Origin of the sequence: Microbacterium sp. KHB019, from assembly GCF_037285405.1 — a bacterium.
Taxonomy (GTDB): Bacteria; Actinomycetota; Actinomycetes; order Actinomycetales; family Microbacteriaceae; genus Microbacterium.
Genome location: NZ_JBBDHF010000003.1, coordinates 316,343 through 338,280, shown reverse-complemented (window position 1 = coordinate 338,280; position 21,938 = coordinate 316,343). Strand labels below are relative to the sequence as shown.

The 21,938-nt window shown below is 68.0% G+C and carries 24 protein-coding genes and 1 tRNA gene; 10 read left to right on the top strand and 15 right to left on the bottom strand.

What is annotated here, in order from left to right:
• Nucleotides 1-40: 40 nt before the first annotated feature.
• Nucleotides 41-799: a LysM peptidoglycan-binding domain-containing protein gene (locus KHB019_RS12910; RefSeq protein WP_337459143.1), complete on the top strand. Its 759-nt coding sequence runs from the start codon at nucleotides 41-43 to the stop codon at nucleotides 797-799.
• A gap of 5 nt (nucleotides 800-804) precedes the next feature.
• Here the strand turns inward: KHB019_RS12910 and KHB019_RS12905 are convergent, their stop codons facing one another.
• Genes KHB019_RS12905 through KHB019_RS12875 form a run of 7 tightly spaced genes read right to left on the bottom strand, consistent with a single transcriptional unit; the run spans nucleotide 805 to nucleotide 5,220 of the window.
• Nucleotides 805-1,224: a pilus assembly protein TadG-related protein gene (locus KHB019_RS12905; protein WP_337459142.1), complete on the bottom strand. Its 420-nt coding sequence runs from the start codon at nucleotides 1,222-1,224 to the stop codon at nucleotides 805-807.
• Nucleotides 1,221-1,676: a TadE family protein gene (locus KHB019_RS12900; RefSeq protein ID WP_337459141.1), complete on the bottom strand. Its 456-nt coding sequence runs from the start codon at nucleotides 1,674-1,676 to the stop codon at nucleotides 1,221-1,223. The genes KHB019_RS12905 and KHB019_RS12900 overlap by 4 nt, the downstream gene beginning before the upstream one ends.
• Nucleotides 1,645-2,046, bottom strand: a complete 402-nt coding sequence (locus KHB019_RS12895) for a TadE/TadG family type IV pilus assembly protein (RefSeq protein ID WP_337459140.1) — start codon at nucleotides 2,044-2,046, stop codon at nucleotides 1,645-1,647. Before KHB019_RS12895 ends, KHB019_RS12900 begins: the two co-directional genes overlap by 32 nt.
• A 1-nt stretch (nucleotide 2,047) precedes the next feature.
• Nucleotides 2,048-2,245: a hypothetical protein gene (locus KHB019_RS12890; protein WP_325472236.1), complete on the bottom strand. Its 198-nt coding sequence runs from the start codon at nucleotides 2,243-2,245 to the stop codon at nucleotides 2,048-2,050.
• 37 nt (nucleotides 2,246-2,282) lie between these two features.
• Nucleotides 2,283-3,224: a type II secretion system F family protein gene (locus KHB019_RS12885; RefSeq protein ID WP_337459139.1), complete on the bottom strand. Its 942-nt coding sequence runs from the start codon at nucleotides 3,222-3,224 to the stop codon at nucleotides 2,283-2,285.
• Entirely contained in the window at nucleotides 3,221-4,081 is an 861-nt protein-coding gene (locus tag KHB019_RS12880) for a type II secretion system F family protein (RefSeq protein ID WP_337459138.1), read from the bottom strand. Before KHB019_RS12880 ends, KHB019_RS12885 begins: the two co-directional genes overlap by 4 nt.
• Nucleotides 4,078-5,220, bottom strand: a complete 1,143-nt coding sequence (locus KHB019_RS12875) for a CpaF family protein (protein WP_230103909.1) — start codon at nucleotides 5,218-5,220, stop codon at nucleotides 4,078-4,080. Before KHB019_RS12875 ends, KHB019_RS12880 begins: the two co-directional genes overlap by 4 nt.
• 132 nt (nucleotides 5,221-5,352) lie before the next feature.
• Here KHB019_RS12875 and KHB019_RS12870 point away from each other — a divergent pair.
• Nucleotides 5,353-5,434, top strand: a tRNA-Leu gene (locus KHB019_RS12870).
• Nucleotides 5,435-5,481: 47 nt separating this feature from the next.
• Nucleotides 5,482-6,240, top strand: a complete 759-nt coding sequence (locus tag KHB019_RS12865; protein WP_337459137.1) for a DedA family protein — start codon at nucleotides 5,482-5,484, stop codon at nucleotides 6,238-6,240.
• Between the two features lie 23 nt (nucleotides 6,241-6,263).
• On the opposite strand, the gene ku is transcribed toward KHB019_RS12865, so the two are convergent.
• A complete protein-coding gene (gene ku / locus KHB019_RS12860) occupies nucleotides 6,264-7,073 on the bottom strand; it encodes a non-homologous end joining protein Ku (RefSeq protein WP_325472240.1) in 810 nt (269 codons plus the stop codon).
• A 71-nt stretch (nucleotides 7,074-7,144) separates the two neighbouring features.
• Between ku and KHB019_RS12855 the strand changes: the two genes are divergently transcribed.
• Nucleotides 7,145-9,565, top strand: a complete 2,421-nt coding sequence (locus KHB019_RS12855; RefSeq protein ID WP_337459136.1) for an ATP-dependent DNA ligase — start codon at nucleotides 7,145-7,147, stop codon at nucleotides 9,563-9,565.
• 6 nt (nucleotides 9,566-9,571) lie between these two features.
• On the opposite strand, the gene KHB019_RS12850 is transcribed toward KHB019_RS12855, so the two are convergent.
• The 4 genes from KHB019_RS12850 to murI form a co-directional block, all read right to left on the bottom strand.
• Nucleotides 9,572-10,483 carry a cation diffusion facilitator family transporter gene (locus tag KHB019_RS12850; protein ID WP_230103913.1) on the bottom strand — a complete coding sequence of 304 codons (912 nt, stop codon included), beginning with the start codon at nucleotides 10,481-10,483 and terminating at the stop codon, nucleotides 9,572-9,574.
• A gap of 176 nt (nucleotides 10,484-10,659) precedes the next feature.
• Nucleotides 10,660-11,253 carry an RdgB/HAM1 family non-canonical purine NTP pyrophosphatase gene (gene rdgB, locus KHB019_RS12845; RefSeq protein ID WP_230103914.1) on the bottom strand — a complete coding sequence of 198 codons (594 nt, stop codon included), beginning with the start codon at nucleotides 11,251-11,253 and terminating at the stop codon, nucleotides 10,660-10,662.
• A gap of 2 nt (nucleotides 11,254-11,255) precedes the next feature.
• On the bottom strand, nucleotides 11,256-11,993 hold the full coding sequence (rph, locus tag KHB019_RS12840) for a ribonuclease PH (protein WP_230103915.1): 738 nt from the start codon (nucleotides 11,991-11,993) through the stop codon (nucleotides 11,256-11,258).
• Nucleotides 11,986-12,855 carry a glutamate racemase gene (gene murI / locus KHB019_RS12835; protein WP_337459135.1) on the bottom strand — a complete coding sequence of 290 codons (870 nt, stop codon included), beginning with the start codon at nucleotides 12,853-12,855 and terminating at the stop codon, nucleotides 11,986-11,988. The genes rph and murI overlap by 8 nt, the downstream gene beginning before the upstream one ends.
• 61 nt (nucleotides 12,856-12,916) lie before the next feature.
• Here murI and KHB019_RS12830 point away from each other — a divergent pair, with 61 nt between their 5' ends.
• Entirely contained in the window at nucleotides 12,917-14,242 is a 1,326-nt protein-coding gene (locus KHB019_RS12830; protein WP_325472241.1) for a nicotinate phosphoribosyltransferase, read from the top strand.
• A 6-nt stretch (nucleotides 14,243-14,248) separates the two neighbouring features.
• Here KHB019_RS12830 and KHB019_RS12825 read toward each other — a convergent pair whose 3' ends face one another.
• Genes KHB019_RS12825 through KHB019_RS12815 form a run of 3 tightly spaced genes read right to left on the bottom strand, consistent with a single transcriptional unit; the run spans nucleotide 14,249 to nucleotide 17,586 of the window.
• Nucleotides 14,249-14,515, bottom strand: coding sequence for a DUF3039 domain-containing protein (locus KHB019_RS12825; protein WP_175985570.1), 267 nt, complete (start codon nucleotides 14,513-14,515; stop codon nucleotides 14,249-14,251).
• A 39-nt stretch (nucleotides 14,516-14,554) separates the two neighbouring features.
• Nucleotides 14,555-16,084: a hypothetical protein gene (locus tag KHB019_RS12820; RefSeq protein ID WP_337459134.1), complete on the bottom strand. Its 1,530-nt coding sequence runs from the start codon at nucleotides 16,082-16,084 to the stop codon at nucleotides 14,555-14,557.
• A gap of 11 nt (nucleotides 16,085-16,095) precedes the next feature.
• The gene (locus KHB019_RS12815) at nucleotides 16,096-17,586 is read right to left on the bottom strand and encodes an ABC transporter ATP-binding protein (protein ID WP_337459133.1); all 1,491 of its coding nucleotides are present in this window, start codon (nucleotides 17,584-17,586) and stop codon (nucleotides 16,096-16,098) included.
• 235 nt (nucleotides 17,587-17,821) lie between these two features.
• Here KHB019_RS12815 and KHB019_RS12810 point away from each other — a divergent pair, with 235 nt between their 5' ends.
• From KHB019_RS12810 to KHB019_RS12790, 5 genes are all read left to right on the top strand, one after another.
• Nucleotides 17,822-18,514: a phosphocholine cytidylyltransferase family protein gene (locus tag KHB019_RS12810; protein WP_325472243.1), complete on the top strand. Its 693-nt coding sequence runs from the start codon at nucleotides 17,822-17,824 to the stop codon at nucleotides 18,512-18,514.
• 94 nt (nucleotides 18,515-18,608) lie between these two features.
• Nucleotides 18,609-19,574 (top strand): hypothetical protein, encoded by a 966-nt coding sequence (locus KHB019_RS12805; protein ID WP_230103920.1) that lies wholly within the window; start codon nucleotides 18,609-18,611, stop codon nucleotides 19,572-19,574.
• 76 nt (nucleotides 19,575-19,650) lie between these two features.
• Nucleotides 19,651-19,953, top strand: a complete 303-nt coding sequence (locus KHB019_RS12800; RefSeq protein ID WP_230103921.1) for a hypothetical protein — start codon at nucleotides 19,651-19,653, stop codon at nucleotides 19,951-19,953.
• Between the two features lie 118 nt (nucleotides 19,954-20,071).
• Complete coding sequence (locus KHB019_RS12795; protein ID WP_325472245.1) at nucleotides 20,072-21,667, top strand: acyl-CoA carboxylase subunit beta; 1,596 nt, start codon at nucleotides 20,072-20,074, stop codon at nucleotides 21,665-21,667.
• Nucleotides 21,664-21,882, top strand: coding sequence for an acyl-CoA carboxylase subunit epsilon (locus tag KHB019_RS12790; protein WP_230103923.1), 219 nt, complete (start codon nucleotides 21,664-21,666; stop codon nucleotides 21,880-21,882). The genes KHB019_RS12795 and KHB019_RS12790 overlap by 4 nt, the downstream gene beginning before the upstream one ends.
• Nucleotides 21,883-21,938 lie beyond the last annotated feature (56 nt).

The window sequence follows — 21,938 nt, the reverse complement described above, 5'->3', positions numbered from 1 at the left end:
CAGCGCTGCGTTCCGGCGTCGGTCTGTCAGTATGGGCGCCATGACCAGCACAACCAAGCTCGCGACGGCGCTGGCCGCGCTCGCGTTGGTTGTGACCGCGCTGGCCGGCTGCACCGCCACCGCTGCGCCCACGAACACCGAACAGACTCCCAAAGCCTCCCCTGCGGCGGCTGCCGTCGAAGGCGAACCGGCGCCGACCGCGAGGGGCTGCCCCACGGCCCGCATCAAGCTCTTCAGCGACGGGCCTGAGCTGGCAGGTGAACTGACCGACACCGGCATCCGCGAATACGCCGTCGGGGAGCCGACGCTGAACGCCGAGGGGCAGATCGTCTCCTACACCGTCCAGCCCGGAGACGCGGTCGAGGCCATCGCCACCCGCTTCTGCATCGACTCCTCCTCCTTCGGCACGTACAACAAGGTGACCTACTGGGCGATGCAGCCGGGCGACGTCCTGGTGCTCAGGCCCGACCCAACCGTTCCCTGGGCGCCCCAGACGGACGAGGAGATGGTCGCTGTCTCCTGCGCCGCCGGATACAAGAACGGAATCGACATGAGCAACGGCGCCGCCCGCGTCAAGGGCCTGATCGCCGACTTCGGCGCGACCGCTGGCGCGAACGGCACCGTCAACCGCGACGCTGACGGTGAGATCGAGAACTACACCGCCGCCGCCGGGGACAACCTCCCCGCTGTCGCTGACCGCTTCTGCTTCGACGCGGACGAACTGGCCGCGTACAACAAGACCGGCCTGAACCTCGACGTCGGTGCCGTCGTGGCGCTGCGGCCTCCGTTCGAGGGTTGACGCCGCTAGCGAAGCGCCGTGCGACTCGTGGCTGTCGCCTCGAGGCCGACGCCTGCGGGGACGAAGGCGGAGACGAGCGGCGGATGCCAGTCGATCGCCACGGTGACCCGGGCGGAGACGCCGTCCGGCGCTGAGGCCGACACCAGGTGCGCACCGGAAGCGATCGCATCCACCACAGCGGCGGCCTGCTCCCGCACACCGTCGTCGGTGAGCTCGGCACGCACGCCCTCCCCCTCGACCACGAGTGTGAAACCGTCCGCTCCGGCGAGCGCGGCGGCATCCGCCAGCGAATCAAGACGCTTCTGCGCGATGTACAGATCTGTTGCGCACGTGCACACGAAGACCACGGTGAGCGCGAGAACGACGTAGCCGAGCAGCAGAGGGAGGATGCTTCCCTCATCGTCACAGCGTTCCCGGGGCATCATTCCTCACCCCACAGGCGGGACACCTTCTGCGCTGCGGCCGCCTCCAGCGGGATCTGCGTTGCACGATCGAGTCCGAAGATGCTCGGCACGAACGGCAATGACACGTGCGTGCTGACGGTGACGATCACCGTGGCGCCCGGTGTCGGACACTCCGCACCGGCGGGGATGCAGGTCACCGAGACCGCGACGTTCTCGGCATCCATGCCGTATTCGTCGATGACGCTCGCGAGCACCGCATCGCCGCGGTCCGCCGCGTCGGCTGCGCGCTCCGCCTGGCCGATCACCCGCGCCGTGTGGCGGGCTGCCGCCTCGGCTCCGAGCAGCGTCTCCTGGACTGCGCCGAGTGCGAGGACGAGATACGCGAGCGGGACGAGGAGGATCACGCCGATCGTGATGAATTCGAGCGCCGCCGAGCCCTCGTCATTCCTCGCCCAGTGATTCCATCGGCGCATGCGCATCCACCTCCAGCCCGTATGGGACGCCGAGCAGGCCGATGACCGGCAGGGTGGTGCGGACGGTGACGACAGCGGTCGGGTAGCCGAGCCTGTCGCTCTGCGAGACGGCGATGTCTCCGGCGAACCCGTCTCCGACCGCTCGGACGATGGACGCTCTAGTGCGCTCAGCGCCGTCGTCAAGCGTGGTGTCGGCGAGCGCGGCGTAGTGCGCGCCCTCCACCGCCGCATCGTGCACCACGTTCCTGACGTAGACGGCGAAGCCGAGCTGGAGGACAGCGAGTGTGAGCGTCGTCAGGAGAGCGCCGACGAGCACGAAGTCCACGGGTCCGGACCCGCGGTCATCCCCCGCCGCCGACCACCGACTCATCTCACAGCCCGGACACCCGTGAGATCGCCTGCTCGAACAGTCCGGTCAGGGCGGGCCCGGCCACGGCCCAGATCAGAACGACCAAGCCGGCGGTCATCAGTGTCACCAGCACCCAGCCCGGTACGTCGCCGCGTTCGTCATCGGCGAGTTCACGCGCGTCCAGCGTGAACTCGCCCCACCAGCTTCGCAATCGATTCATCATGCGGTCCTTTCGTAGAGGTTGGTCTGCGGCGTCGTCATCCGAGCCCGAGCTGCAGGATGAACATGCCAGGAAACACGGCGAAGAGCACGGAAAGCGGAAGGATCAAGAACACGAGCGGCAGCATCATCAAGATCTCCCGACGCCCCGCCTGCTCGATCAGCGTGCGCTTGGCGTCCTCGCGAGCATCCGCCGCCTGCGCGTGCAGCACGGCAGCGAGCGGCGCACCGTGCTCGAGTGCGGCGATCACCTGATCCACGGCACGCGACAACCCGGGCAGTCGGAGTCGAGAGGCCATCTCTCCCAGAGCATCGGCGAGCGGCGACCCGGTGCCGACGGCGAGTACGACCTGCCGCAGTTCCTGGGTGAGCTCGCCCGAGCCGATCGTCGCAACGCGCCTCAGCGCGTCGAGGAAGCCTTCCCCCGCCGACAGGCACAGCGCGAGGAACTCCAGGGTCGTGGGGAGCTCGTCGCTGAGTCGCGCGAGACGCGCCTTCACCCGCGCGGTCAGCAGCATGTCGACGGCGATCACGGCACCGACCGCGAGGATCACGGGCAGCACGGCGGCCGGTGGCGTCATGCGACCTGTGACGGCGAGAACGATGACGAGCACGCTGCCGATCGCGAACCCGCCGATGGCCCAGGCGAGCTGACGTCCGCGGAAGGCCGCAGGGTCGTCGTCGGAGCCGGCCTGCGCAAGCCGCAGCGCGAGGGCGTCGCCGTCGCCGCCTCCTCGGAGCAACCGGGTGCGGATCCGGTGCCAGATCGACTCGGTGCCACCCACCGGCAGGATGCCGGCGATCGGGAGAACGCCGGACGGAAGAGCCGCATCGTCGACGGCATCCCGAACGTACGGCGCGATCCGGTTGGTCAGCGACGCGGCCCGCCAGCGCGGCGCTGCCGCCAGGAGGCACAGGAGGCCGGCACCGAGCAGCCCGCCCAGCAGGATCGCGGTCGCGGCATCCGTCACGATGCTCACGCGAACCACCGCCGCGGCTCAGGCAGACGACCGATCCGGATCATGATGCGGAACGCGACGACGGAGACGACCGCCCCGGCGACGATCACCGTGACTCCCTCCGCGCTCGCGTACGCCTGAGCCCCCTCTGGCCGAAGCGCCAGCAGCAGCAGGATCACCCATGGCGCGACGACTCCGAGCACCGCGGCCCCTCTGATCCACGACTGCTTGGCCTCCACCTCGCCGCGTAGGGCTGCGTCAGCCCGTACGGACGAGGACAACGCACGCAGAACGCCGGTGAGCTCGGTACCGCCGACCTGCCGTGCCATCTTCAGCGCTTCGATGATGCGATCGGCGATCGGATCGGCGAGCGTGGTCTTCAACCGATCGATGCTGCTCTCGAATCGCCCGGTCGCCCTAAGATCGCGCGCGAAGACGACGAACGCCGGTCGGACGGCTGTAGGCGCCGACTCGGCGAGACTCGCCACAGCATCCGGCAGCGACAATCCGACTCTGATCGCGGCGACGAGCAGATCGCACACATCCGGCCACATCTGCCTGCGCGCTTTCAGCAATCGCAGGCGACGCGCGCGAAGGAAGGCGATCGGCGCAGCGCCGGCGGCGATGGCCGCCAGCAGAGCGAGCACCGGGATGCCCGTCACCAGCCACGCCGCGGCCGCAGCCGCCAGCGCCAGCGTCACGATCACCGCGACCACCTTGTGGCGCTCGACCGCTGCCAGACCCGCCTCATCCGTGAGCCGGGTGAGCCAGTCATCGCGACGTCCCTCCCGCTCGACGCGCTCACGGCGAGGCCACAGCCACGGCGATGCGCACAGGAGGAGCCCGGCAGCCAGCAGCGCCCCGACGAGCAAGGTCATGTGCGCGGCTCCGCTCGGTACACGGATCGGGTGATGATCCGCCCCTCAACGAGCTCACCCGTGGGCGCGATTACCTCCTGCACGCAGCGACCGCCGGCCGCATCTCTGGCGCAGTGGACGACCAGCGAGACGGATGCGGCGAGCGCCGGCGCGATGAACGAACGATCGATGTTGCGGCCGGCCAGCAGTGGAAGCAGGGTCAGCTTCTCCAACGCCTCCACGGCGGAGTTCGCGTGCACCGTCCCCGCGCCGGGCACTCCGGTGTTCAGCGCGAGCACCAGGTCGAGCGCCTCGGCGTCTCTGACCTCGCCGACCACGAGCCGATCGGGCCGCATGCGCAGCGCTTCCTTCACGAGGCGCCGCAGAGTGATCTCGCCCGTGCCCTCCAGACTCGCCTGCCTTCCCTGGAGCGCGACGAGGTCCGGCCCGTCGACGGCGAGTTCGAAGGTCTCCTCGACCGTGACGATGCGCTGCGTGTCAGCGCACGAAGCCAGCAGGGCGCCGAGCAGCGTGGTCTTGCCCGCGTGCGTCGCGCCGGAAACGATCACGCTCGCCCCGTCGCGCATGGCCCGATGCAGGAGCTCGGCCACCTCGGCGGGCATCGATCCGAGAGCGACGAGCGCGTCGAGCGTGCGGTAGCCGGGCAAGAACTTCCGGATGTTGACCGCCCAGGAGCCGCGGACGACATCAGCGATCGCGACGTGCAGCCGCGATCCGTCGGGCAACGAGGCGTCGACGAACGGCTGGCTGATGTCGACGCGGCGACCAGTGGACTGCAGCATCCTTTCGACGAGGTCGCGCAGCATCGCGTCGGTGAGTCCGAGTTCGATCCTCTCCGAAACGCCTTCCCTGGCTACGAACACACGGTCGGCGCCGTTCAGCCAGATCTCTTCGATGCTGGGGTCATCGAGCAGCGGCTGCAGAGCGCCGAACCCGCTCACCGAGGCCAGGACATCGCGTACCAGTGCCGACTCGTCGTCGATCATCGCGTCACCGCGCGACAGAGCGAGGTCGTTGTGGCGGCGGACCTCGGCCTGCGCGATGCGGCGCGCCTCGTCCGGAGCTGACGACGGATCAGTGCGCTCGGCGCGCAGCCGGCGGCGCACACGCTCCGCGACGATGAGGGACTGCTGGCTCACCCCGGCATCCTCGCAAGAATCCAGCATCGGCCTCGGAAGTTATCCACAGCCCCGTTCGGGTTTCCCGTAGCGGCGCGGACGGAAATCCCTGCTGACCGGTGTCCGGCCGCACATCTAGAATGAAGGGACCGCGCGGGAGTGGTGGAATTGGCAGACACGCAGGATTTAGGTTCCTGTGCCTCACGGCGTGTGGGTTCAAGTCCCACCTTCCGCACTGGCAGTAGCAACTGACCGCAGCACGAACCTGCTCGACGGGAACCCATGCATCACATCGCACTCATCCCCTGGCTCGACCCCGAGTTGATCATCGGGGCTGCCGGCCCGTGGGCGCTGCTGGTCGTCTGCTTCATCGTCTTCGCGGAGACTGGTCTGCTGGTGGGCTTCCTCCTCCCCGGCGACACCCTGCTCGTCATCTCCGGCCTGCTGACGCACACGAACGACGTGTTCGGTGTGAACATCTGGATCGTCTCCCTGCTGATCGCACTCGCGGCCTTCATCGGTGGTGAGGTCGGCTACCTGATCGGGCACAAGGGCGGCCCCGCCGTGTTCGAACGCAAGGAATCCGGCCTGTTCAGCAGGAAGAACGTCGAGCGCACCAACTCGTTCTTCGAGCGGTACGGGGGTCTGACCGTGATCCTCGCCCGCTTCGTCCCCATCGTGCGCACCTTCGCCCCGGTCGCTGCCGGCGTAGGGCACATGCCGTGGAAGAAATACAGCCTGTACAACCTCATCGGCGCGCTCATCTGGGGTTTCGGGCTGACGATGCTCGGCTACCTGATCGCGTACATCCCGTGGGTGGCGCATCTGGTGACCGAGTACATCGACATCATCCTGCTCGCCGCCGTCGGCGGCACGGCCCTCGTGACGCTCTGGCACTACTTCTCAGAGCGCCACAAAGTGCGCAAGGCTCTCGCCGCCGGCGGCGATCCTGACACGGATGCCGACGAGGCCGCTGCTCTCACGCTCGACGCTGAGGTCTTCGACCGTGCGCCCGACGTAGACGGAGACGGCAAGCACTAGACGGAGACGGCACGCACTGGGCCTCAGCCGGCGTCCTTCTTCTTCGCCCGCGACCGCTCGACGCTCGCCTTGAGCGCCTCCATGAGGTCGATGACCTCGCCGCCCTTGCCCTCTGCCTCACCCTCGTCGGCGAAGGTCTCCGCGACATCGAAGGTGTCGCCTGCCTCGATCTTCGCGTCGATGAGCGTCCGCAGCTCTTTCTGGTACTCATCGACGAACGACTCCGGATCGAAGTCGCTCGAGTAGCTGTCGACGAGGTTCGCAGACAGCTCGAGCTCCTTCTTCGAGATCTTCACGTCCTCGTCGAGTGAATCGAACGCGGCCTCGCGCACTTCGTCGGCCCACAGCAGCGTCTGCAGTACGAGCACGTCTCCGCGGACGCGAAGAGCCGCGAGCCGCGTCTTCTGTCGCAGGGTGAATCGCACGATCGCCGTGCGATCGGTCTGCTCGAGCGTCTTGCGCAGCAGCACGTACGCCTTCGGCGACTTGGAGTCGGGCTCGAGGTAGTACGCCTTGTCGAGGGTCAGCAGGTCGACCTGGTCGCTCGGGACGAACTCGACCACGTCGATCTCGCGGCTGCGCTCGGCCGGCAGCGCATCGAGGTCTTCCTTGGTGAGCACGACCATCTGCCCGTCGTCCTCGTAGGCACGGTCGATGTTCTGGTAGGCGACGACCTCGCCGCAGATCTCGCACGTCCGCTTGTACCTGATCCGCCCGCCGTCCTCATCGTGCACCTGGTGCAGCGAGACGTCGTGGTCCTCGGTGGCGGAGTACACCTTCACCGGGACGTTCACCAGCCCGAACGTCAGGGCGCCCTTCCAGATCGACCTCATGAGACCAGTAGACACTGCCGAGGGCTCTGGGGGCCAGAGGTTAGTCTTTCGACATGCCCTAGTCTTTCGACATGCCGAGCGCGCCGCAGCAGGTCGAGGTCGACGGCAGGCGCCTGCGCCTGACGAACCTCGACAAGGTGATGTACCCCGAGACGGGCACGACCAAGGGCGAGGTGATCGCGTATTACACGCGAGTGGCCCCGCTGATGCTGCCCCTGCTCGCCGATCGCCCTGTCACGCGCAAGCGGTGGGTGGAGGGCGTCGGTACGGCGGATGCCCCGGCTGAGGCGTTCTTCGCGAAGCAGATCGAGCGCGGCGCGCCCACGTGGGTGCGGCATCTGCCGATCGAGCACTCGGGCGGCGCGAAGGAGTACCCGATCGCAGCCGATCTGCCCACGCTCGTGTGGATGGCGCAGATCGCGAGCATCGAGCTGCACGTGCCCCAATGGCGGTTCGGCCAGGACGGCGAGCGCCGGAACCCCGACCGCCTCGTCCTCGACCTCGACCCCGGGCCCGGCGTCGACCTCGCCCAGTGCGCGCATGTCGCCCGTCTCGCCCGCGAGATCCTCGGCGACATCGGCCTCGACCCCGTTCCTGTCACAAGCGGCAGCAAGGGCATCCACCTGTACTGCCACCTGGACGGCACGCAGTCCAGCGATCAGGCGTCGGCGATCGCTCGTGAACTGGCGCGTTCGATCGAGACGGACCATCCCGACCTCGCCACGAGCACCATGTCGAAGTCGGTCCGCGGTGGGAAGGTGTTCATCGATTGGAGCCAGAACAACGGCTCGAAGACGACGATCTCGCCGTACTCGCTGCGCGGCCGAGCCCACCCGACCGCGGCGGCTCCCCGTACCTGGGACGAGCTCGACGATCCGAAGCTCCACCAGCTCGATTTCGGCGAGGTCGCATCGCGCGTGGAAGAAGGCATCGACCCGTTCGCGGGGTTCGGCCCGTCGTCGGCGGATGCCGTGCTCGCCTCCTACCGGTCGAAGAGGGATGCCTCGCGCACACCGGAACCTGTCCCGGAGCGCACCGTCATCACTGGGGCCGGCGCCCTCCCCCGTTTCGTCATCCAGGAGCATCACGCCCGGGCCAAGCACTTCGATCTGCGTATCGAGCGCGACGGCGTGCTCGTCAGCTGGGCCGTACCCAAGGGCGTCCCCGAGACCCCCACCCGCAATCGGCTGGCGGTGATGACCGAACCGCATCCGCTCGAGTACCTGACCTTCCACGGCGAGATCCCGCACGGCGAGTACGGCGCAGGGACCATGACGATCTGGGACTCCGGCACGGTCGAGCTCGAGAAGTGGCGCGACGACGAGGTGATCGGCACGTTCACGGGGTCTGGGCCGCTCGGCCGCGCCCGGCTCGCGCTGATCCGCACGGAGGGCTCCGGCGAGAAGTCGTCGTGGCTGCTGCACCGGATGAAGGCACAGGATGCCGCGCCGAAACATGCCGCGCCGAAGCAGTACGCGGGGCACGCTCCGAAGCGCACATCGCCGCAGAGCACACCGATGCACAGCACGACAGGTGTCGTGAGTCCGATGCTGGCTGAGTCCGGCACGCCCGGCCTCGCCCGCTCGATCCGCGATGCCTGGACCGAGATCAAGTGGGACGGCATCCGCGCGATCGGGACGTGGCAGGACGGCCGCCTGCGACTGCACGCCCGCAGCGGCACCGACATCACCGCCCGCTACCCGGAGCTCACCGCCGACGGGGCGCCCCACTTCGCGGCGAATGAGGCGATCGTCGACGGCGAGATCGTCGCCCTGGATGCCTCCGGCCGGCCGAGCTTCGGGCTCCTCCAGCGCCGCATGCATCTCACGAAGGCGCGCGAGATCGAGCGCGAGGTCGTGCGAACCCCGATCGCGTATCACCTGTTCGATCTGGTCCGCCTGGACGGCCACGACCTCACCGGCGTGCCTCTGCGCGATCGCCGCGCGTTGCTCCAGACGCTCGGCGAGAGCGCGGATCGTCCGGTCATCGTGCCCCCCGTGTTCGATGATCTGGATGCCGCGATGCAGACCAGTCGCGAGCTCGACCTCGAGGGCGTCGTGGTGAAGTCGGCGGGGTCGAAGTATCGTCCAGGCATCCGTTCGGCGGACTGGCTGAAGCTCAAGCACACCCGGACACAGGAGGTCGCGGTCGCCGGCATCCGCCCTGGCAAGGGCAACCGGTCGGGGACGTTCGGCTCCCTGCTCCTCGGCGTCCCGGATGCCGACGGCACGCTCCGCTACGTCGGCAGGGTCGGATCGGGATTCGACGATCGGATGCTGCGCGATCTGCTCGCTCAGCTCACCCCGTTGCGCACCGACGACAACCCGCTGGAGGGCGTACCGGATCTCGATGCCCGCGACGCGCTCTGGGTGCATCCGGAGCTCGTGGGCGAAGTGGAGTTCGCCGGCTGGACGACGGATCGCTCGCTGCGCCATGCCCGCTGGCGCGGCTTGCGCCCGGACAAGGAGATCGCCGACATCCGCGTCGAGTGAGAGCTGCTAGGCGTGCGTCTCCGCGCACTCCGCCTGCCCGTCGGGTTCCAATTGGAATGTGGAGTGCTCGACGTCGAAGTGGTCGGCGAGGCAGCCCTGGAGCTGTTCGAGGAGTGCGCCCGCACGTCCCTCGGCGAACACGGCCTGATCGACGCCGACGTGCGCGGAGAAGACCGGCGCTCCCCTGGTGAGCTGCCACACGTGCACGTCGTGGACGCTGGTGACTCCGTCGAAGCCGAGCAGGTGGTCGCGGATCTCGCTGACATGGGTGTCCTTCGGCGCGGACTCCGCCAGCACCGAGAACACCTCTCGCAGCAGGGTGATCGCCCGCGGAATGATCATGACGGCGATGAACAGGGAGGCGATGGCATCCGCCGGCATCCATCCGGTCGTGACGATGATGATGGCGGCGACGATCACGGCCGCCGAGCCGATCATGTCGCCGAGCACCTCGAGGTACGCGCCCCGCACGTTGATGTTCGTCCTCTGCGCGGAGCTGAGCAGCCACATCGCGATCGCGTTCGCCGCGAGACCGATGACGGCGACGACGAGCATGAGCGGGCCGGCCACCTCGGTGTCGGCGGGCTCGACGAGGCGCCGGACACCCTCGATTCCGACGCTCACCGAGAGCACGATGAGGATGATGGCGTTGACCAGGGCTCCGAGCACTTCGGCACGCTGATAGCCGAACGTGCGGCGGTCATCGGCGGGGCGGGCGGCGACCGTGCTGGCGATGAGCGCGATCACGAGCGCCGAGGCGTCGGTGAACATGTGCGCGGCGTCCGCGAGCAGCGCCAGCGACCCGGTGAGGATCGCGCCGACGATCTGCACGAGCATGACCGTTGCGGTCAGGCACAGCGAGATCGTCAGCAGGCGGCGGCTGCCTGAGCCTCTGATCCCGTGCGCGTGGTCGTGCATGTATCCAGGCTACGAGCGAAACCACGCGTCAGAGGCGTTTTCGCCTAGTCGGGAAGGGTAACGATTCTCACTAGCATCCGCTCTCCCGTCCGATGACGGGATGCCGTATCACTTCGGTCGGTTCTGGCGCTGAATAACCGACGAAAGTGATACAGCACGCGTCCGGTCGCGGCGCCTCAGAGGGTCTTCAGCAGCGGCACGAATACCTCGAAGGCGCGGGCCCGATGCGACTGCGACTGCTTCTCCTCGCTGGACAGCTCAGCGGTGGTGCGCTCGGCACCCTCCGCCTGTCCGTCCGGGATGAAGATCGGGTCGTAGCCGAATCCACCCGCACCGGCGGCGGAGTGCGCGAGTCGGCCCGGCCAGACGCCCTCGACGGTCTGCTCCACGCCCGCAGGCGTCACGAGCGCGATCGTCGAGACGAACTGAGCCGTGCGATGCGGATCGGCGATGTCGGCGAGCTGATCGAGCAGCAGCTCGAGGTTCGCCGTCGCGTCCTTCTTCTGCCCCGCCCAGTAGGCGGAGAAGATGCCCGGCGATCCGCCGAGCACGTCCACGCAGATCCCCGAATCATCGGCCATGGCAGGGAGCCCGGTGTGGGCGGCGGCCGCACGAGCCTTGATCAGAGCGTTCTCCGCGAACGTGACGCCGTCTTCGACCGGCTCAGGACCGTCGTATCCGACGACCTCGAGATCCGGGCGGGTCATCGCCACGATCTGCTGGAACTCAGAGACCTTGTGCGGATTGTGCGTGGCGAGAACGACCTTCATCGTCACTCGCCTGCGAGCGCTGCGAGCTGGTGCTCCTTCAACGTCGCGCATCCGGCGACGCCGAGCTCGAGCAGAGCATCGAGTTCGCGCTTGTCGAACGGCGCTCCCTCGGCGGTGCCCTGCACCTCGACGAACAGCCCACGACCGGTGACGACGATGTTCATGTCGGTCTCGGCGCGGACGTCCTCGACGTACGGCAGGTCGAGCATCGGCTCGCCGTCGATGATTCCCACTGACACCGCGGCGACGGAGTCGATCAGGGGCGTGGCGTTCTTGCCGATGAACTTCTTGGCACGGCCCCACTCGATCGCATCAGCCAGAGCGACGTAGGCGCCGGTGATCGCCGCCGTGCGCGTTCCGCCGTCTGCCTGCAGGACGTCGCAGTCGATGACGATCGTGTTCTCGCCGAGTGCCTTCGTGTCGACGACGGCGCGCAGCGCGCGGCCGATCAGGCGCGAGATCTCGTGCGTGCGTCCGCCGATCCGACCCTTGACGCTCTCACGGTCGTTGCGGCTGTTCGTCGCCCGCGGCAGCATCGCGTACTCCGCCGTGACCCAGCCCTTGCCCTTGCCTGTGAGCCAGCGAGGCACGCCGTTGGTGAAGGATGCCGTGCACAGCACCTTCGTGCCGCCGAAGCTGATGAGGGCCGATCCCTCGGCGTTCGCGCTCCAGCCGCGTTCGATCGTGATCTCGCGGAGCTGGTCCGTAGCGCGGCCATCCGCGCGGACGATGTCAGACATGGGTTTCCTTCGGGTCGGATGCCGTGTTCTCGGCGAGTTCGGAGAGATCGGGGAGGGTGATGACGCCGGTCTGCACGTGCTGCACGTCGCGGACCTCTGTGCCCATCAGACGGTTGGCGAGCGCGGTGAACTCCTCGGTGGACTCCCCCGTCGCCTCGTACACGTACGTAGCTCGCGCGTCAGCAGGTGCGAGCAGGTCGCCGCGCATCAGTTGCCGGTAGACGTCACCGGCGGTCTCGTCGTCGCTCGAGACCAGCGACACGCCCTCGCCCATCACGTAGCTGATCGCCCCGCGCAGGAACGGGTAGTGCGTGCATCCGAGCACGAGCGTGTCGACGTCGGCATCCCGCAGCGGCGCGAGATACTCCTCGGCGGTGGCCATGACTTCTGGTGTACCGGTGACCCCGGCCTCGACGAATTCGACGAAACGAGGGCAGGCCGCAGTGAACACCTCCAGCTGCTCGTTGACCTCGAGCATGTCCTGATAGGCCCGCGAACCGATCGTGCCGACCGTGCCGATCACGCCGACGCGGCCGTTGCGGGTCGTCGAGACGGCGCGGCGCACCGCGGGGCCGATGACCTCGACGACGGGCACGTCGTAGCGCTCGCGCGCGTCGCGCAGCATGGCGGCGGATGCCGTGTTGCAGGCGATCACGAGCATCTTGACGCCCTGGTCGACGAGCGTGTCGAGCACCTCGAGCGAGTAGCGGCGCACGTCGGCGATGGGCTTGGGGCCGTAGGGCGAATGCAGGGTGTCGCCGATGTAGACGAAGGATTCGCGCGGCAGCTGGGCACGGATCGCGCGGGCCACGGTGAGTCCGCCGACACCGGAGTCGAAGATGCCGATCGGTGCCGCGTTCATGACTCACCAGCCTACCCTTCCCGGCGCTCGGCGGCCGGAGCGGCGACAGTAGGCTGAGTGGATGACCTCGTCGACGGCGCTGCTCACCGACCGCTACGAACTCACCATGCTGGGCGCGGCCCTGCGTGACGGAACCGCCGCTCGCCCCAGCGTGTTCGAGCTGTTCGCCCGCCGGCTGTCCGGCGGACGTCGTTTCGGCGTCGTGGCCGGAACGGGGCGCCTGCTGTCGCTGCTGCGCGATTTCCGCTTCGGCGAAGACGAGCTGCGATTCCTGCGGGACAAGAACGTCGTGGATGCCGACACGCTCACGTATCTGGAGAACTACCGGTTCACCGGATCGATCCGCGGCTACCGCGAGGGCGAGCTGTACTTCCCCGGCTCCCCCCTCCTCACCGTCGAGGGCACCTTCGCCGACGCCGTGGTGCTGGAGACGATCGCATTGAGCGTCCTGAACCACGACTCGGCGGTCGCGACAGCGGCATCCCGCATGAGCATCGCCGCCGGCGAGCGCCCGCTCGCGGAGATGGGCTCACGACGTGCAGCCGAGCACTCGGCGGTGGCCGCCGCCCGCGCTGCGTACATCGCCGGCTTCGGCGCCACCAGCAACCTCGAGGCCGGGCGGCTGTGGGGCATCCCGACGATGGGCACCGCCGCCCACTCCTGGACTCTCCTGCACGACTCCGAAGAGGCCGCGTTCCGCGCTCAGATCGACAGTCTCGGCACCGGCACGACACTGCTCGTGGATACCTATGACATCCGCGAGGGCGTCGCCACCGCTGTGCGCGTCGCCGGCACCGACCTCGGCGGCGTCCGGCTCGACTCCGGCGATCTCCCGACGGTCGCCGCTGCCGTGCGCACCCAGTTGGACGAGCTGGGCGCCGTGAACACGAAGATCACCGTGACGAGCGACCTCGACGAGTACGCGATCGCGGCTCTTGCGGCATCCCCCGTCGACTTCTACGGCGTCGGGACGTCCGTCGTCACCGGCTCCGGATATCCGACGGCCGGGATGGTCTACAAACTCGTCGCCAGGCAGGATGCCGGCGGCGGCTGGGTCAGCGTCGCCAAGGCTTCGACGGACAAGGGTTCGAAGGGCGGCCGCAAGGCCGCGTTCCGCATGCTGCAGCGCGGAGCTGCCACGGCCGAGACCATCGTCGTCTCCGACGGGTTCGAAGCTCTGGGTTCGGCGGCGGAGCACCCGGACTCCCGGCCGCTCCAGGTCGCGCTGGTCGAAGCAGGAGACATCGACACCTCGTATGAAGGGGCGTCAGGGACGGCATCCGCTCGAGAGCACCACCTGCGCGTGCGCGAGGAGCTGCCCGTGCGCGCACTCGCGCTCAGCAAGTCCGACCCGGCGATCCCGACGGTCTTCGTCGATCAGGGGTGATGGGCGTCAGCCGACCATCGACTCGTAGATCTCCTTGCACGTCGGGCAGATCGGGAACTTCTCCGGGTCGCGACCAGGCGTCCACTTCTTGCCGCACAGCGCTCGCACCGGCTTGCCGGTGATCGCCGACTCGAGGATCTTGTCCTTCTTGACGTAGTGCGAGAAGCGCTCGTGGTCGCCCGGCTCGAGATTCTCTTCCTTGAGAAGTTCTTCCAGTTCGCGATCAAGCGTTGCCACGCCGCCCTGATCGGGGCTGTCCAGCGGAGTACTCATGCGCTGAGTCTAATCGCCGGGCGCGCCGTCGGGGTGGTCTCAAGCGGTCTCGACGAACTCCATGAGACGCGTCCCGCCGCGATCCCAGACGAGTCCGCCGATCGCGGCTCCGGCGGCGAGGAGCACGATGCCTGACGCCGTCCCCACCCAGAAGGTGGCGGGGTTGTACGAATCGTCCTCGATCACCGTCATGACGAACAGCCAGATGGTCGGAGCGCTCAGCACCAGGGCGCCGATGAAACCGATCGCCGGTGCGTATCCAGCACGGGATGCCGAACGCTGCGGCTGCTGGAACGGACTGTCACCAGGGCGCGAGACCGCGTAAGGCGAGGTGACCGACAGGATGCTGGAGACCCCGAGACCACCCAGGAAGAGGTTTGCAGCAAGACCGATCATCGGCATCAGCAGATACCAGCTGTCGACCAGGGCCAGGCTGACAGGGATCGCGATGGCGAGCACCGGGATCGCGACGAGCGCGATCGGGACGAGGCGGCCGAGCCGGTCGGCAGCACCGCGGATGCCGCTCGCGACGTGGACCCAGAGCGCTGTGGAGTCGTACGCGGCATCGTTGTGGGGTAGCCAGCCGAAGAAGAGCGCCATGACCGGAACCGGCACGAGGGCCGCGATGTACAGCGGAACCCCTGCCACCAGCAGCGGGAAGACGGTCAGCACACCGGCGATCGGCACGATCACGAAGTTGACGATGTAGCGGCGATCACGGAACCAGTACACGAGGCTCCGCGCGGCGATCGCACCGAACGCGTTCGCCGGCAGCAGCCCGAACCATCCGAGACCGGACCGCTCGCGGGCCATCGTCGGCCGATCAGTGGTCGTCAGCAGCCGCCGCACGAGCCAGGTCCAGCACATCCAGAGCGCGATCACGGTCGCGACAGAGATGAGGCCGCTCAGCCACGCTCCCGACTCGTCGCCGGCCGCGACGGCCAGGGCGAATCCGGGGACTGCGGCGAGCGGCGTGGATGCGATGACGTTGGCCGCCGCGGCGACGGCGTCCGGTACACGGCCGTCCCACTCCAGGGATCCGAGGAACACCGCTGCGGGGAAGGCGACGACGATCACGGCGAGCACGAACAGAGCGGTGAGTTCTCGGGAACGTCGTTCCGGCAGCAGCAGGGCGCTGATCGCCATGCCGATGCGCGCGGCGACAGCGAGGGAGATGACGCCGAACACGGCGGTGATCACGGCGCCCCAGACCGGTGTGCCCAGTGCGACGAGCGTGACGACGAAGCACGCGGCGACGGCGATGAGGGCGAATGAGGGCACGCTCACCATCGACGCGAAGCCGAGGATCCACGGCATCGCACGATCGTCGACGCCGAACACGCGGAACCGTCGCGGGTCGAGCTGATCGGCCGTGCCGGTGAGGATCGGACCGACGAGGAATCCCAGCACCGCCGCGGAACTGCCCAGCACGATCACGGTCCTGGCTGCGGTCAGCGGGGCATCGGACAGGCTCAGCAGGGCGACGCAGACGACCGCGGTCGCCGCCACGAGCGCGGCCAGCCCGATGATCGTGCGCACCACTCGGTCGCCCCGCAGGGCGCCGAGCATGAGCGCGATCCTCAGTCGGAGAACGTGTGCAACCACTCGAGCCCCTCCACCTCGCCGGTGCCGCCGGACAGCTCGACGAAACGCGATTCGAGCGTCTGTCCAGCGCGCACCTCGTCGATCGTGCCCTCGGCGAGCACGTCTCCACCCACGATGATCGCGACGCGCGAGCACACGCGCTCGACGAGATCCATGCCGTGGCTGGAGAGGATGACCGTGCCGCCGTGGTCGACATAGGCGCGGAGGATGTCGAGGATCACGGCCGAGGAGACCGGGTCGACGGACTCGAACGGCTCATCGAGGATGAGCACCCGCGGCGAGTGGATCATGGCTCCGGCGAGCATGATCTTCTTCGTCATGCCTGCCGAGTAGTCGGACACGACACGACCGACGGATCCGGCGAGATCGAATGCGCGCATGAGGTCGGCCGAGCGCTTCTCGATGACGTCCGCAGAGAGCCCGCGGAGCAGGCCGTAGTAGTGCAGCAGCTGCCTGCCGGTCAGGCGGTCGAAGGTGCGCAGCCGGTCGGGCAGGACACCCATGACGCGCTTGGCGCTGAGCGGATTCTTCGCCTGGTCGATGCCGCACACCTCGATGTCACCGGCATCGGCTCGCAGGAGCCCGGCCAGGATCGACAGGGTCGTCGTCTTCCCTGCGCCGTTCGGACCGACGATGCCGTAGAACGAGCCGGCCGGGACCGTGAGGTCGATGCCGTTCACCGCGCGGTGGTCGCCGAAGTCCTTCACCAGACCGCGGACGACGATCGCATCGGATGCCGCGGGCGCATGCACATCGGTGACGACGGCTTCCGCGGCTGCGGCTGCGTCGATGTCCTGCTCGCGCTCCTTCGCCTGCTCCGGCTCGTTCTCCGGTTCCGGGGTCGGGTCGTTCTCCGATTCCGGGGTCGGGTCGGGCTCCGGCTCGGGCTCGGGAACGGGCTCCGGGTCGGGCTCGGGAACGGGCGTCTGCTTCGGTTCGGGTCGGAAGAGCGGCTCTGGCTCGGCGTCGACGATCGGCTCGGGGATCGCGACCGAGTCCGGGTCGAGGAGATCGGCGATCAGTTCCTCAGGGGCGGCATCCGGGGCTGCGTCGATCACCTCGCCGGCAGTGACGGCATCCGCCGCCTGCTCCTTGGCGCGCAGAGCAGCTTCCTGCTTCGCCGCCTTCGCTGCCTCTCGCTCAGCCTTCACCGCCGCAGCCTTGGTCGCTTTGGTGGCTGCGGCCTTCGCGGCGGCCGCCTTCGCGGCCGCGGACTTCGCCGCTGCGGTCTTGGACGCGGCGCTCTTCGTCTCCGACCGCGCAGCGGCATTGCGCGCGGCGGCCGCCTTCACGGCCGAGGTCTTGTCAGGGGTCGCCTTCGCCGTACTCGTGCGTGCTGCGGGTTGTCGCTTCGGACGCGCGGCGACGATCCGCACAGCCGAGGTGCGCGTCGTGGTCTTGTCTTCAGCGGGAGCGCTCGGGGCGGCATCCGGGCCTTCGAAGTCGTCATCCACCGGTGCAGTCACCGTCCTAAGGTATCAACGGGCAGTGGACTTTCCCCGGGCCACGCGAAACAATCGACGCAGGGGTCCACCACGATCCATGCGACCTGTGGATCCGGTGTGTACCTCATCACGAAATGGCAACGGCGGTGCCTCACCCCGGGGCTTCCCAGCGGGCATCGCTAGCATGAACGTCGGCACGAAGAAGTGTCCGGCCGGTGAACCGGCCATGAACACAGATTCTTTTTTAGGAGTATTCGTGACTCTTCAGACCGTCATCCTCGCCGCCGGCATGGGCTCGCGCCTCGGGCGCGCGCTTCCGAAGCCGCTGACCCAGCTCAGCGACGGCCGCTCGATCATGCAGCAGCAGCACGAGAACATCCGCGCAGCCTTCGGCAGCGACGCACGCGTCACCGCCGTCGTCGGCTACCGCGCCGAGACCATCATCGAGGCGTTCCCGCACGTCAACTACGTGCACAACGAGCGCTACGACGAGACCAACACGTCCAAGAGCCTGCTGCGCGCCCTCGGCGCGACGGGCAAGGGCGGCGTGCTCTGGATGAACGGCGACGTCGTCTTCGACCCGCGCATCCTCGGGCGCGCGATCGAGTACATCGAGCGCGACCAGTCGTTCGTCGCCGTCAACACCTCGAAGGTGAGCGACGAAGAGGTCAAGTACACCGTCACCGCCGAGGGCTTCATCAAGGAGCTGTCGAAGTCGGTGAAGGGCGGCCTCGGCGAGGCGATCGGCATCAACTACATCTCCTCCACGTACAAGAAGGCGTTCATGCGCCAGCTGTCGCGGGTCGACGATCAGGAGTACTTCGAGGGCGGCCTCGAGCTGGCGATCGCCGAGGACGGCCTGCTGCTCGAGCCGATGGACGTCTCCGACCTGTACGCGGTCGAGGTCGACTTCGCCGAGGATCTCGAGCAGGCGAACCTCTTCGTCTGAACCGCCGGAGCAAACGCGCGAAAGCCCGACACCGATCTCATCGAAGGTGTCGGGCTTTCGGCATTCTTCCGGACCGCCTGCATAGGATCTGCCCATGGCCAAGAAGGTGCACAAGATCCACTCCCTCCCGGACGACTCCGCTTGGGACAAAGGAGTGCCGCCCGCCGGCTCGGAGGAGCATCCGCTGACCGTACGCGGACTGGACAAGGTGCTGGCCATCCAGCGTCCGCTCGTGCTCGCACACATCCGCAGCATCCGCCTGCGCAATCCGGATGCCACACCGGATCGCCTGGTTCGCATTCTCGAGCGCCGCTATCTGGCTGCCGTCACGACAGGTGGAGCTGCGGTCGGCGCCACCGCCGTCGTCCCAGGCATCGGCACCGGCGTCACACTGGCGCTGTCGGGTGTCGAGACTCTCGGCTTCCTCGAGTCCACCGCGCTGTTCGCCCAGTCGCTCGCAGAAGTCCACGGCATCGCGATCGAGAATCCCGACCGCGCACGCGCGCTCGTCATGACGCTGATGCTCGGCAAAGAGGGTGTCGACCTCGTCGGCCAGCTGGCCAATCAGGCGACGGGCAAAGGATCGAGCAGGTCGTCGTACTGGGGCGAGATCGTGACGAAGTCGCTCCCCCGAGCAGCCGTCGGCCCCGTCGTCGATCAGCTCAAGACCCGGTTCGTGAAGCATTTCGCCGCAGCGGGTGGCGCCTCGTTCCTCGGCAAGGCGATGCCGTTCGGCATCGGCGCGGCGGTGGGCGGCGCGGGCAACCACATGCTGGGGCGTCGCGTACTGACGACGTCGCGTCGCGCGTTCGGGGTGGCTCCTGCGGTTCTTCCCGCCGATCTCGAACCCGTCGAAGGATCGAAGAAGCTCGAGCTGCGGATGCTGAACGGCGCTCGCTACGCCGGCTCTGCGGTCGCCGGCGTCGCGGGCGTCGTCGCACGGAGCGCTGGCACGGTCGCGCGGAGCGCAAGCCGGGTGGGCGAGAAGGTCGGCGAGGTGACGCGTCGCAGGCGCAAGGATCACGAACTCGACCCGCCCTCCACGGACAGGACCTCCTGACACCTTGTCAACCGATCAGTGAAGGGGCTTCTCCAGCGAGGGTCCGACGTCGACGGTCGTCCCTACCGTTGCTCGCATGCTGCGACCGATCGATCCATCAGAGTCTCCCCCGCCTGCGGCGTACCGCGTGCCCTGGATGGTCCGCCGCGCCGATCCTGCTCACCCCGTCGTGATCAACGGCAGCGCGGAGAGCGCTGACTTCGTACGCGTGCTGCTGGATGACCCCAGCCGCGAGAACACCCAACTGTGGGGTCAAGTGCTGCCGTCTGAGGACATCGAACTGTGTCTGTGCGGGGCGGACCTCGACGACGCCGTCGTGACCATCGCCTGGTTCCGCCCGGCCGACGGGCTCGAGTACGTGTGGCGGTTCGTCGTGTGACGGCAACGACTGCACGCGCTGCGACGCGAGGCGACGCCGCACCTCAACGGAACCCGCCAAAGGATCCCCCGACCCGTTGTGCGAGGCATCCAACGCGAGGCGTGCGCGCGGCGCTAGGGTGGAATCCGTGACGGACACCCCTGACCTCTCCACGACCGCCAGTAAGATCGCCGACCTCCACGCCCGCCTGAACGAGGCGGTCACAGAGCCCGAGAAGATCGCGCAGGAGAAGCAGCACGCCAAGGGCAAGATGACCGCCCGAGAGCGCATCGAACTGCTCGTGGACCCTGGCAGCTTCGTCGAGTTCGACGAGTACGTCCGCCACCGCACCACGGCGTTCGGCATGGACCGCAACCGCCCCTACGGCGACTCCGTGGTCACCGGAATCGGCACGATCCACGGCCGTACGGTCGCTGTCTACTCACAGGACTTCACGACTTTCGGCGGCTCGCTCGGCGAGGTCTCGGGCGACAAGATCATCAAGATCATGGAGTTCGCCCTCACCAGCGGCATGCCAGTGATCGGCATCCTCGACTCGGGCGGAGCCCGCATCCAGGAGGGCGTGCTGGCCCTCAGCAAGTACGGCGAGATCTTCAAGCTGAACACGCGCTCGTCCGGCGTCATCCCGCAGATCTCGATCATCATGGGCCCGGCTGCCGGCGGCGCCGTGTACGGGCCGGCGCTCACCGACTTCGTCATCATGGTCGACAAGACCAGCCAGATGTTCGTCACCGGCCCCGATGTCATCAAGACCGTCACCGGTGAGGATGTCGGAATGGAGGAGCTCGGCGGAGCCCTCACCCACAACACGCGCTCCGGCGTGGCGCACTACCTCGCAGACGACGAGGACGATGCGATCGACTACGCGCGCACGCTGCTGGGCTTCCTGCCCGACAACAACATGGCCGAGATCCCCGGCTACGAGTCAGGCTTCGAATGGGAGACGACGGATGCCGATCGCACCCTGAACACGATCATCCCGGACTCCGCGAACCAGCCCTACGACATCCACACTGTCATCGACCACGTGATCGACGACGACTTCCTCGAGGTGCAGCCGCTCTTCGCTCCGAATATCGTGATCGGCTTCGGCCGCATCGAGGGGCGCTCGGTCGGCATCATCGCCAATCAGCCCTCGCAGATGGCCGGCACGCTGAACATCGAGGCTGGCGAGAAGGCCAGCCGCTTCGTGCGCTTCTGCGACGCGTTCTCCATCCCGATCGTCACGCTCGTCGACGTTCCCGGTTACCTCCCCGGGACCGACCAGGAATGGACCGGCGTCATCCGCCGCGGCGCCAAGCTCATCTACGCCTACGCCGAGGCCACCGTGCCGCTGGTCACCGTGATCCTGCGCAAGGCGTACGGCGGCGCGTACATCGTCATGGGCTCCAAGCAACTCGGCGCCGACGTCAACCTCGCGTGGCCGACCGCCGAGATCGCCGTCATGGGCGGCCAGGGCGCCGTGAACATCCTGTACCGCAACGAGATCCGCAAGGCCGAGGAGGCCGGCGAGGACGTCGCCGCTGTCCGCACGCGCCTCGCGAACGAGTACACCTACAGCGTGACGTCTCCGTTCCTGGCGGCTGAGCGCGGCGAGATCGACGGCGTCATCGAGCCGGCGAACACGCGCGTGTCGATCGCGAAAGCGCTGCGAGCACTCCGCGGCAAGCGTGCCGAGCTGCCGCCCAAGAAGCACGGGAACATCCCGCTGTGACCGACGAGCACGCGGCTCCCGACCTTCGCATCGTCCGCGGCACTTCGAACGAGGAGGAGCTCGCCGCGCTGATCGCGGTGGTCACCGACGCGTACGAGCGCGAAGCGACGGCTGCCGTCGCCGATGAGCCGCGCGTCTCGGCGTGGCAGCGCACGCAGCGCCCGATCCGCAAACCCATGCGTCGGGACATCCCCTGGGGACGCTTCTCAGGCTGAACTATTCACCTGAATCCTTGTCCCCCGAAATACCTACAGACAAAGTTCTTGCACAC